General features: G+C 63.6%; 9 protein-coding genes. 5 read left to right on the top strand and 4 right to left on the bottom strand.

What is annotated here, in order from left to right:
- Window positions 1-221 precede the first annotated feature (221 nt).
- Window positions 222-959, bottom strand: coding sequence for a hypothetical protein (locus UC32_RS19850; RefSeq protein ID WP_045732893.1), 738 nt, complete (start codon window positions 957-959; stop codon window positions 222-224).
- Between the two features lie 161 nt (window positions 960-1120).
- Complete coding sequence (locus UC32_RS19855) at window positions 1121-1342, bottom strand: helix-hairpin-helix domain-containing protein (RefSeq protein ID WP_045732901.1); 222 nt, start codon at window positions 1340-1342, stop codon at window positions 1121-1123.
- A gap of 95 nt (window positions 1343-1437) precedes the next feature.
- Between UC32_RS19855 and UC32_RS19860 the strand changes: the two genes are divergently transcribed.
- Window positions 1438-1704, top strand: coding sequence for a hypothetical protein (locus tag UC32_RS19860; protein ID WP_045732894.1), 267 nt, complete (start codon window positions 1438-1440; stop codon window positions 1702-1704).
- Window positions 1705-1707: 3 nt separating this feature from the next.
- Here UC32_RS19860 and UC32_RS19865 read toward each other — a convergent pair whose 3' ends face one another.
- A complete protein-coding gene (locus UC32_RS19865) occupies window positions 1708-2604 on the bottom strand; it encodes a ketopantoate reductase family protein (RefSeq protein ID WP_045732895.1) in 897 nt (298 codons plus the stop codon).
- A 357-nt stretch (window positions 2605-2961) separates the two neighbouring features.
- On the opposite strand from UC32_RS19865, the gene UC32_RS19870 reads away from it, so the two are divergent.
- Together UC32_RS19870 and UC32_RS19875 are read left to right on the top strand one after the other, a co-directional pair.
- The gene (locus UC32_RS19870; RefSeq protein ID WP_045732896.1) at window positions 2962-5010 is read left to right on the top strand and encodes a glycosyl hydrolase family 28 protein; all 2049 of its coding nucleotides are present in this window, start codon (window positions 2962-2964) and stop codon (window positions 5008-5010) included.
- An 82-nt stretch (window positions 5011-5092) separates the two neighbouring features.
- Window positions 5093-5938 (top strand): hypothetical protein, encoded by an 846-nt coding sequence (locus tag UC32_RS19875; protein ID WP_152642675.1) that lies wholly within the window; start codon window positions 5093-5095, stop codon window positions 5936-5938.
- A 35-nt stretch (window positions 5939-5973) separates the two neighbouring features.
- On the opposite strand, the gene UC32_RS19880 is transcribed toward UC32_RS19875, so the two are convergent.
- The gene (locus UC32_RS19880; protein WP_045732898.1) at window positions 5974-7203 is read right to left on the bottom strand and encodes an amidohydrolase; all 1230 of its coding nucleotides are present in this window, start codon (window positions 7201-7203) and stop codon (window positions 5974-5976) included.
- Window positions 7204-8457: 1254 nt separating this feature from the next.
- Here UC32_RS19880 and UC32_RS19885 point away from each other — a divergent pair.
- Together UC32_RS19885 and UC32_RS21040 are read left to right on the top strand one after the other, a co-directional pair.
- Window positions 8458-10044: an RNA-directed DNA polymerase gene (locus tag UC32_RS19885; protein ID WP_045732899.1), complete on the top strand. Its 1587-nt coding sequence runs from the start codon at window positions 8458-8460 to the stop codon at window positions 10042-10044.
- A gap of 521 nt (window positions 10045-10565) precedes the next feature.
- Window positions 10566-10958 carry a GYD domain-containing protein gene (locus tag UC32_RS21040; protein ID WP_268747964.1) on the top strand — a complete coding sequence of 131 codons (393 nt, stop codon included), beginning with the start codon at window positions 10566-10568 and terminating at the stop codon, window positions 10956-10958.
- The last annotated feature ends 78 nt before the right edge of the window (window positions 10959-11036 follow it).

The raw sequence follows: 11036 nt of genomic DNA on the forward strand, positions 1-11036 counted from the left end.
GACCCACAGCGCCGATGGTACTGCACCCGGGAGGGTGTGGGAGAGTAGGACACCGCCGGACATAAATTACGTAGGGCCCTGACAAAGGAACGTCAGGGCCCTACGACTTTAACCACCACACACAGCTGCGCCAGACCAGGGACGCCCCCGCGGATGCCCCATCAGTAAACGTCCCTAACACCCCCTGTTAGATGCGATATCTGATAGAGCAACAGCGGTGATCAGGACGTGCCGCGGGCCGAGGCCGGAAGGTGCCTGCCGGCGTCGTACGTATCAAAAGACGACGCGCCGATGACGAAGATGCCGCGCTGCGGAATCCAGAAGTCGCCAAGTCGGGTCTGCCTGGTCAGCGGATGGGGGCTGCCCAAATCCTCTCCGCCTATCGTCGCGGAGCTCCGCGATATGAACCACATCCGTCGGGGCTTGGCCCGGAAGCCCTGGCCGTTCGGGACGTCGCCTGCGAGGCCAAGGCGACCGGCGCCGAGCATCGGGCCGGCAGCCGTGCTCATGGACTTCAGGAACGCGGTGTTCTCAAGGAGGTGAGCAGGCAGCGCGCTCATCACCAATGTCATGGCGCGGGTGATGGGTGTTGACGCCAGCTCAAGATGCCATGTCAGGTCGAGTTCGCGGCCAATGCCTACCGTGATGCTGGAGTCGGCGGTCCAGGCGACGGTCACTGGACATTGGACGGCGGACTCGAGGGCTGAGCCGAAGTAGCGGGCGCAGGATTGCTCGGGCGGCGCGTCAGCGTAGATGCTCCAGGCGCCCGACGGCCGGCGCAGCCAGACCGAGGTGTACCCGGGCCCCACGCTGGTTACAGGAAACCGACGCATGGCCAGAACGTGGCCCGAGCTGAAGGGCAGTCCCATCACGCCGTAGCCGGAGAAGCGTTCGTCGCTGCCGGGGCCGAGCTCGGCGTGCTGCTCGGCATCGGCGGCTTGTTCCCGGATACTTTTCATGGCGGTGCCTCCGTATTGCGTGCCTCCACCGGCAATGGTGCGGTCAGTCTACGCCCGGCGGCTGTGCCACGAGGGTCATCGACGGCGACTTCGAGATCGCCCAATCGGAGGCTGGCAGGCTTGCCGGCTTTCCGCTTCGTAACCCCGCAACCCCTAACCGGCTATGAGGACCCGCCAGCGAAGCGGAGCCCACGCTCCGCAAGGGCAGTATCGAGCAGCCTGATGGCTTTCGGGCCTACTCCGTGCATGGCCAGCAGATCTTTAGCGGAGTGCTCGGCGACCTGGGTCAAAGTGGTGATGCCCGCCTGCAGCAGTGCGCTGTTGGCCGGCCTGCCTAAGGGCGGAAGGTCGCCGATCTGCGCCGGTGTGTCTCGGGTACTCATGCCGCCCAGCGTACCGTCACGGCAGAGGTCGTTGGGCGCATCATGCTGAGTCATGCGTCAGACTGGGAGCTGTTCGCACAACGAAAGAAGTTCCCTTGATTACTCTCCAGCAGGACGCCGAAGGCTTCGTCCGGATGAACCGGCACTACCCGGCGAGCGTCCGTATTGCGGTGGCTTTCCATGATGGCACCACCGGTGAGTTTTCCGGCAAGGCCCTAAACAACGCCTACGATGCCGCCCTGGCGGAGTTTCGGGCAAAGAACGGTCTTGATGCCAAGGGCTACACACGGAATGCCCCGGGACGGAAAAACCCTGGCAACAAGGTGGAATTTGTTCCGGTACATCCCGGCATGGGGGAGTAGGGATCAGGCCGGGAGGCCTGCCCTGATTTGGATGAGTGTGAGGTCCAGCAGCGGCGTGGACACGCTCAAGTCGCGGGCACGGCGGGCCAGGTCGCCCAGGATGTGCTCCGCTTCCGAGGGGAGTCCAGAGGTCAGGTCCCGGTACAGGGACGACGTAAAGGCAGACCCCGGCTGGGTGAGGATGCCTACCGCCTGTGCGTGGCTGGCGTCGGACACCGGGTGCCCCGCCGCTGCAGCCACGGCCTCCGTTTCGCTGATGGCCGCCTGGATGCTTCCCTCGCCGCCTGCGTCGATGATCCGGCCCACCGGCGCACGGAACAGGCAGTTGGTGATCCCGGCCGCTGCGATGAACGCCCACTTCGCCCAAAGGGCACCAGCTACGTCGTCAGTCACCGCAAAGTCGATGGCCGGGATGTCCAGGGCCTCGGACACCGCCGCAGGGACGGGCGCGCCGTTGAGTCCGCCGACGGTGAGCGTGGTCAGGGGCATCTGCTGACGCACGACGTCTCCGTCAAGCGTGGCCACGATCTTCGCCAGCCCTCCTAGCACCTGTCCTGGGTATTTCTCCTCGAGCCGGTCCACATGCGCCAGGCCGTTAAGGATGGGGACAATGCTGGTTCCCGGCCCCACAAAGGGACCGATGTCGGTGAGCGCTGAGTCGAAGGCATTGGCCTTTACCGTGACGAGGATCAGATCGAAGAACCCGGGCCGGTCGGCGGCGGTGATGGTGTTCACCGGCAACGTGCGGTCAGCCGTGGGGGAGATGAACCGCAGTCCGTCCCGGCGGAGTGCCGCCTGCTTGCGGGCCCGCACCAGATACGTGACATCGCGTCCGGCCTCCTGCAGGAGCGTCCCAAACGCCCCGCCCGTTGCTCCCGCTCCGACGATTAGTATCCGCATCAGTGCGTCCTCTCAGGTGTGGGCGTTCCAACAGGGGCGGCCGGCGGGCCCGGCACAGCTATTAGCGCGGGGCCGGGCGTCGCAGTGGGCAAGTCCTTCGAAGCCTACCGTCGGCACGGCTTAGGTGGGCAGCGGCCGACGGCGGAACCTCCCGCCGTCGGCCGTTTTGCTTGTGCAGCGTTCCCGGCAGAGAGCGGGGCCGGAGGGTGCGCATCCTTGACCGGTCGCAGGACAGCAACATATGCTCGATCTCAGAAAGCGTTTTCTCAGGCATCTGCGCAGTGCCGCCAAAGCGAAGGTCTCACCGAATACCTCTACTCACTTCGGGGCTCATTGTCGTGCCCTGGAAAGGATGACATGCAGGTTGCCAGAAACCCATGGAAACGTAACCACCGCCTTGCCGGAGCCGCCGCCACAATCCTGATTGGGCTCACGTCCCTCACCGCCGCGGCCACTCCAGCATCGGCGGCGCCGCCGGGAAGCCAGGATTCCCCGGCGTGCTCCAGCTCCAGCACCCGCCTCGAAACAGGCACCGCCCAGGCACCACAAAACCTCTGCGTCCCGGCCGCCGCCACGGATGACACCACCACCCTGCTGGTCTGGAACAAGCCAGACATTTACGGCGACGTGGTGGACTACCGGGTGTACCAGAACGGCAAACCGATCGGCACCGCGGAGCAAAACGCCCGGCAGTTCTCCCCGGCACAGGAATACGTGGACGCCTTCCGGGCTAAGGACACGGACGGATTCCACGCCAAAACCGTGGCCCACAACTTCACCGTAACCGGCCTGTCGCCGCGGACCACCAACACCTTCAGCGTGGCCGGAATCCGCGCGGACGGCAGCGAAACCCCGGCGAGCAGCACCATCACCGTGACCACCACTCCGAAGCGGCACACCAACGTGGTCACCGCCCCCGCCTACAAAGCCAAGGGCGACGGCACCACCCTGGACACGGCGGCCCTCCAGAAAGCGATCGATACCTGCCGCACCCCCGGCTGCACCGTCGTCGTACCCAAAGGCACCTTCCGCACCGGCGCCCTGTTCCTGCACTCGAACATGACGCTGGAACTGCAGGAGGGGGCCACGCTGCTGGGTTCGGACCGGCCGGAGGACTACCCGCTGGAGAAGGGCTACTACCTCTATCCCGTGCCGGACCCGCTGCCTGCGGAGGCCGAATACCGGAACTACCTGCGGCCGCCGTCGCTCCTCAATGTCCTCCCGGACGACAACGGCCGGTCCAAGGAAGGCCGCGAACCCGGAGCGGTGGCCAGTAACGTGCGGATCACCGGCAAGGGCGTGGTGGACGGGAACGGCTGGAAGCGAACCAGCGCCGGAACCATCGTGGACGAGGCCGGCAACGAGCTGCCGCAATATGCGGCCAGCAGCGCCGGCAAGGTGCTGGACGACGGGCTGCTCGCGGCCAACCAGTTCCGCAACGCCAAGGCCAACCCGGACTCACTGACCGGCATCGTCAACAAGCCGGACACGTTCGAGGATTCCGTGCTGTACGGCCAGTACCGGTCCAGCCTGATGACCTTCATGGGCGTGGAAAACCTCTATCTCGAGGGCGTCACGGCGGACAATCCGGCCTTCCACGGCGTGATGATCCTGGACAGCGAGAACACCACTGTCCACGGGATGCGGCACACCACCTACAACACCAACAACGGCGACGGGCTGGAGTTCGGCGGGACCAGTAACGGGATAGTGCTCAACAACTTCTTCGACACCGGCGACGACCAGGTGAACTTCGCCGCCGGCCAGGGCAAGTACGGCGCCCAGGGCAGGCCCAGCGAGGACGTCTGGATCTTCAACAACTACATGCGGATGGGCCACGGCGGCATCGCGGTGGGTTCCAACACCGCGGCATGGGTGCAGCGCGTCCTGGCCGAGGACAACGTGATGTACAAGGTGGAAACCGGCGGGCTGCGCATGAAGAGTACCTCGGACATGGCCGGCGGCGGGCGGAACTTCCTGTTCCGCGACACAGCCATGGCCTGTATGGGCAGCAGCGCGTTCATCATGACGCTCAGCTACAACCAGTCGCCGTCCGGGTACGTCGCCGCCGGTTCGGCCACCTTCAAGGACGTGGTGGTCCGCAACGTGTCCGTGGATGGCAACAACTCGCCCAGCTGCGGCATGGCCGTCTCGGACAGCAAACCCGTGATCGACATCCAGGCCGGACCCGCCCTCGGCGAAGGGACCGCCACGCTCAGCAACTTCACGTTCCAGGACGTGGTGTTCCGGAACGTCAACCCGGCGAACATCAAGGGCCTCACCAATTCGGACTTCGACGGCGTGACGTTCCAGAGCGTCCGGAACAACGCCAACCCCTGGCGGTTCGACCAGTACTCCACCGGCAACGAGTTCACGGACGTATCGCCCGCGGTTCCGGCAGGGTAGGGGTTTCTTCAGCGAAGCGTACGACGGCGGCACCCGGGCTGGGTGCCGCCGTTCGCCTTTGGGGAGGGCCTAGACTCGGACCATGTCAGCTTCTGGGGGGATGCCGGCCCGGCGAACGGGGTTACTGTTTCTAGCAGCCATTGCGGCGGTGCTACTCGCCGGTTGCGAATACACGGGCCCGGAGGAACCGGCGGCCGCCGCGACGTCGCCTGCCTCGAACCAGCTTGAGACCCCGCCACCCGCATCTTTCGAACAGAACGTGGAAGAAGTGGGCCGGAAGCTCAAGGCTGCACCCACCGACGCCGGGATGCCATCGGACGCTGAACCCGCCGGAAAGCTGGTCCTCGCCTTGGCTCCGGGGGACTACACCATCACAGGCGCCTGTGCCGGGGTGTACGGGGCGAAGCTCACCGTTACCCGGGAGGACGGGGTGCCGGAGACGGCGTACTTCGAGTGCAAAGACGCGCTGGATAAATTCTTCAGGCACGACGGCGGACCACTCACCATCACCGCGGTGCCACCGGAGGGCAAGCCGGCGGCGACGGGCGTCACTGTCCAGCGCAACCAGGATCCCAGGGCGTCGAAGCTGGAGGACTTCTCGGAATGGTCGGGGGAGCAACTGCAGCCGAAGGCGCCGGGTGAGCTCCGCGGAGCCAGCAGCGGAAACACGGGCACCGGGATGACATTGATGGCGGATCCGGGCCAGTACCACCTGGACTTCCTTTGTGCCGGGCCGTCCTTCGCCGAGCTGTCCGTATCCACAGCGGCAGGCGCGGAGGTAATCGCCCCTGTTCGGGTCCTCTGCGACGGGCAGGCAGTCAGGATGCCCGTGCTGCTGCCCACCCAGGGAGCGGACCTCAGCATGAGCCCGCTCGACGGCGTTGAAGGCCGGTATGCCTACCGGCTGGTGCCAAGCACTGAGCCGTGACCGGCGGAGGCCAATCGCCGCCAGCCTGACGTAGCTCAGACCAGCCGTAGCCCGTCCGCCACCACGTGGCCGCGATGGATGACCGTCCGGCCGGGAAGCTTATCCATCACGGCCGCCGCAACGGTGTCGCCTTCCACGAGGACCAGTTCGGCGGGGTCGCCCACCGCGAGGCCCGGCCGGTCCGCCGTGGAGGACAGCCGCGTCGCAGCGGGATCGATCACGCTGGCGCCGCCGACGGTGGCCACGGCAACGCAGTGCTCGATCAGCTCGTCTGCCCGGAACCTGTTGGTGAACGCCAGCTGCCAGGTGCGGTCCAGCATGTCCGCGTTCCCATACGGTGACCAGTAGTCGCGCTGGCCGTCCTCGCCCAGTCCCACCCTTATGCCGGCGGCGGTGAGCTTTTCCAGCGGCAGCGGCGTTGCCGGTGCGACGGTGGCCACGGAAACATCCAGTGCGGCCAGCTCCGCAAGGAGCGCATCCAGCTGGCCGTCCGGCAGGTCCGCGAGGGCAAACGCATGCGAGATGGTCACCAGGCCCTGCATGCCCAGGGCCCGCGTCCGCTCCAGGATCAGCTCCATGCTGAACAACCCCAGCTGGCCGGGCTCGTGCAGGTGGATGTCCACCGGCTTGCGGTATTTTTCCGCGAGTCCGAACACGATGTCGAGATGCTTCACCGGGTCGCGGTCCAACGCGCACGGGTCGATTCCGCCCACTACGTCGGCACCGAGCTTCAGCGCTTCCTCCAGCACCTCGGCGCTGCCGGCTTCCCGCAGCAGCCCCGCCTGCGGAAACGCGATCACCGCAACGTCCGCCCGCTCCCGATCCGTTTCACGCGCGGCGAGGACGGCCTCGAAACGCTCCAGCCCGGCGTCGGCATCCACCTGGGCGTAGCTGCGCACGCGCGTGGTGCCACGCTCGATCATTGCGCCCAGCGTATGGGTGGCCCGTTCGGCGATGGTGGCTTCCGCATCGCGCCAGTTGTTCCGGTCGTTGAGCATCATGTTCCAGACGCCGGGCGATCCGGTGTGCGGGCGGAACGGCAGCCCCAACCGGGTGGAGTCGAGGTGGACGTGGACGTCGGAGAAGGACGGCAGCAGGATTCGTCCGCGCCCGTCCACGACGCCGGCACCCGGGTCAGTGCCCGCGTCCGCCGAAGCAGCGCCGGCCTGGGCGGCGGGTACGACGGCGGTGATCGCCCCGCCGTCGAGCGTCACGTCGGCGGGGTCCCCGCCCCAGGGGCGGACGTTGCGGAGCACGAGCGGCATGGAGAAAGTCCTGTCATCGTTGGAAGGGCGGCTTTCAGTCTAGGGCTGGTACAGGGAACGTGCGCTCCAGCGCAACCCTGTGCACCGCCCGGGCGGCGGGGCCAGTATTGAGGCGCGGGACGGCTGGGGCCTCACGAAAGTGCGCACCTGAGGATCAAGGATTCACCATGACCAGCGGTACTTGTTTTGCCCACCCGTCGCACGCTCCTGAAGACCGCAGATATCAGCGCCGCCGGAGTGCCCCGTCTGGCCGTCGGCAACGCGCCGCAGCGGCGGACCGCTTCAGTGTAATCCGCGTTGCTCCCCGCTCCGCCGGTGGCAATTCCACGGCTGTTGGACCGGGCCGTTTGTACGGCTGGACCGGTTCGTTGAATAACTCGGGGGAGGAGAGCGCGGACAGGTTTAGGGTTTGACTGTTTGGTTCGACCTAACAGAGGGTGTAGCGGCCCTTGTATTCGTTTTTGCCGGTGGTGGACTTTCGGGACTTAGGTGAATCATCACATGAAGCCGTTCGCGCCTCACAGAGGTCCATAATCGTTGCCGACATGTTGGCATCGCCGGTTACTTTGCCCGTCAAGCCCACCATCATCGTTTCATGTCCAACTGGGCGGACTCTCTTCCGTCCAGCTGCAAACTTCGATGCATAACTTGCCTCCATTGATAACGCAGAAGTCAGGAATAAGCGCCGGAAGAGCTTTGCAGCGCGCGCTTCTGGTGACCATCCGGCCATAAAGGCGAATCGACAGTCCCACCGTCCGCTGCAGCTATGAAAACTGCGATGGGATGGGACCCGAAACTAACCGCAGGAGGCAAATGAGGCAGTTCTTTCCTGCCGACATACGAAAAGTACCAAGCGGCGTCGAGCCCGATAAACGGGTATTGGGACAAATACCCATGGCGCGCCTACACTCCGGGCCCACGATGTGGACCAAGGACTCGTCGTCGACTCGGTTCTCGCGGCACAGTTGCCGATAGCAACTGCTCGTCTCGAGACATAAGATCTAGGGGGGCGGGTTGAACCCTCCCTTTTGTGGTCTTTATTCTCCGGGGGCTTTCTGTGGGTACAACATTTGATGGGCTTCTATCGTTAAGCCGTGAGGCTGGTGCGTTGGAGCGGGTGAAGCGTAAGTACCCCCAGGGGTTGCTTGTGTGGTGCGTCGAGAATGTCAGGGCATACGGTCCCGAGCGCACAACTATTGTTGCCGGCAGGACTAGCCGGATTGGCGTCGGGTTGCCAGCGATGGAGATCGCGGAATGAGCCACGAGAAAAGCCCGGAGCAGGCTGCTGCTGGCATTTTCGATCTTGAGGGTGCAGCTAGGCTTCTTACGTTGGAGTCGTATGGGGACTGGTACCGGGACCCGTGGGGATGGATCGAACATGCCCCGAGTCTCATGAGCGAGGTCGACATGGCCGAGGACTTGGGCTTTGCAAAGGTGAAGTCGGGCGGCTATTCATTTGACATCAACCCGGCTTTTCACTTGCTCACGGTGCCGAAGTCATTCACGGGTGTGCGCCCAGGAGTTGTCATCGACCCAGCAAGCAAACTTGTCTACACGGCGGCTGCAGCACAACTGGCCAAGCGGATGCACAGTCAGCTTCCGGAGTGGGTTTACGGGTGGAGGCTTCGAGACGGAGTTCACTCATCGACGACAGTGGAAAGAAGTCACTATGACAACTCCGTAATCTCGGTTCGGAAGTCAAGGTGGGCTCTGCAGACAGACATCACGTCGTTTTTCGCTTCGACGGATGTAGAAACTTTGATTGGCGATATCAAGTCGACAGTGGGACGAACGGCCGCAACTGACGCTGTAGCGCAGATCCTCGATGCCCACGGTGGATTGTCCGAACGCAGGGGTTTACCGCAACGCTGTTACGCCTCATCCTTTATAGCAAACCTGGCGGTTAGTCATGTGGACGATGTCATCATGGCTGCTCTGTCAGAAGGACGCATCTCCTCCGCACGACGTTGGATGGACGATATCAGTGTCGAGTCGGACAAAATTCAAAACCTCTATAGGTTGATCGTCGACATTCAAGCTGCCATGCGGCGGTCCGGATTGGAGATTAATACAGCAAAGACTCACCTTACCGACGGAAAGCGATCTCATGCGCTTCTAAAAGCGGAGTCTCCTGATCAGTTAGAGCTGAAGCATCTTGTTACTGCGGAATATGACGAGGAAAGCGACGGCGAGGAAGAACCGCAATTCGATCTCGAGCCCCTTGAGGTGGCCGAAGACCGTCTCCTGAAAAATCCGAAGAGTATAGGCCGAGGCGAGGGTGCCATGGTGTTGAGAGCGCTGCGCTCTCATGACAAAACTGACAGGTATTTGGAATGGCGAAAAATCGCCCACCAATTGCCCCATGTCGCCGATACTCTCGGCCGCTACTTCGCAGTTGCTATTCGAAATGAACCAAAGGCAAAGTTTGCTCTCGAAAGATGGTTCATCGAATTTGAGAAGTCAGAGTGGTGCACTGTCGATTGGGTGGCCCCGCAATACGCAATGGCCTTTTCGTCCATAGAGTTGCCTACTGAGATGAAGAAAGTTCTGCACTCGTGGTTGACCCATGGTCGGAGTCTGCAGCAGGTTAGTCTAGCGGCACAGCGTCTTGCCGTTAGCGAGCCTCATCGCGCGCGGGCCGCCTTAGCCAAGCGTTCCGATCAAGAGACCGACCCCCACATTCAGCGAGCTCTAGCTCTGGCTATGGTTGTTGCTGGCTCGAGTCAGCAGGACGTTCGCAAATTGTTGAAGAGGTCAGCAATCCATCGGTTAACGCTAAAAGCTCTTGACAGTCGCCGGTGGCGACTGCCGAAGCCCAGTGGCGATTTTGATCCCTTGTAAAGCGTCCGGTGGGCGAGGGAGAGCCATCTGTTGGCCTGCGGTCACCAGAGGGACAGAACGACAGTGAACTGTTTGCTTCCCATCTGCAATATGCGGCGGTGTCCCTCCCAACGGGAGGCAGCGAAGCCGTTCTTGAGCAAGATGTAGAGGAGTGACGAGGGCTGGCCCGAAGCGAGGAGCGCCGTACGGGCCAGCGTACCGCGGGCACTTACAGCCGCCACGGTCTATTGGCACTGGGGGAGCCTGCTGCCTGCGTTAGATCCGATGAAATGCGATAGCCCAGCGAAGCTCCCGGGTGGGCCCTGCGCATACCGTTCAGCCTTGGCGGCCGGACTACCGAAGGCGAAGGCCGATCGGCATCCGTACTGGGCCTGGATTGAGTCTTCACGGCATCTTGGTTATGCGATGCTGAAACTTCTGCGGTACCAGGGCCGGATCCCCGGCTTCTGCCGCATGCTGTTCATGATGCTCACCCCCCGCTCGATGACGCTCCCGGACTGAGATTGCAGGAAGGGAAGACCATGCCGAAGTATCTGTTTGAAGCAACGTACGTGGGCCAGGGCATCAAAGAGTTCATGCAGGAAGGCGGAACCGCGCGGCGCGATGCCCTGACGGAGGCGCTGAAATCCATGGGCGGAACGCTGGAATCCTTCTACTGCGCCTTTGGCCACCACGACGTCCTCGGCGTCTCCGAGGTTGGCGGCCTGCCGCCTTGGGCGCGCACCTTCCGGCCCCAGCCGGGCCTAGACTCGAACGCATGTCAGCTTATGGGGGAAAGCCGGCGCGGCGCCGGGGTGTCATCGGGGCCTTGGCGGTTGTGGCCATGCTCCTTGCGGCGTGCGAGTACAGCGGCCCGGAGGAGCAGCAACGGGCATCGCCGGCGGCCGCGGCAACCCCCGAGCCGCGCTTGTTAACGCCAACCGAAAATAGGGCCAGTTTTGCCAACTGAAAACAGGGCCACGGGTTGTTGTTCTATTGTGCCTTGAGCTGGG

This window comes from Pseudarthrobacter chlorophenolicus (assembly GCF_000962805.1).
Taxonomy (GTDB): domain Bacteria; phylum Actinomycetota; class Actinomycetes; order Actinomycetales; family Micrococcaceae; genus Arthrobacter; species Arthrobacter chlorophenolicus_A.

Bases quoted from the DNA above. Each gene is read 5' to 3' on its own strand.
- UC32_RS19875 (WP_152642675.1), top strand. From the start codon at position 5,093: ATGTCAGCTTCTGGGGGGATGCCGGCCCGGCGAACGGGGTTACTGTTT.
- UC32_RS19865 (WP_045732895.1), bottom strand. From the start codon at position 2,604: ATGCGGATACTAATCGTCGGAGCGGGAGCAACGGGCGGGGCGTTTGGG.
- UC32_RS19870 (WP_045732896.1), top strand. From the start codon at position 2,962: ATGCAGGTTGCCAGAAACCCATGGAAACGTAACCACCGCCTTGCCGGA.
- UC32_RS19850 (WP_045732893.1), bottom strand. From the start codon at position 959: ATGAAAAGTATCCGGGAACAAGCCGCCGATGCCGAGCAGCACGCCGAG.
- UC32_RS21040 (WP_268747964.1), top strand. From the start codon at position 10,566: ATGCCGAAGTATCTGTTTGAAGCAACGTACGTGGGCCAGGGCATCAAA.
- UC32_RS19880 (WP_045732898.1), bottom strand. From the start codon at position 7,203: ATGCCGCTCGTGCTCCGCAACGTCCGCCCCTGGGGCGGGGACCCCGCC.
- UC32_RS19885 (WP_045732899.1), top strand. From the start codon at position 8,458: ATGAGCCACGAGAAAAGCCCGGAGCAGGCTGCTGCTGGCATTTTCGAT.
- UC32_RS19855 (WP_045732901.1), bottom strand. From the start codon at position 1,342: ATGAGTACCCGAGACACACCGGCGCAGATCGGCGACCTTCCGCCCTTA.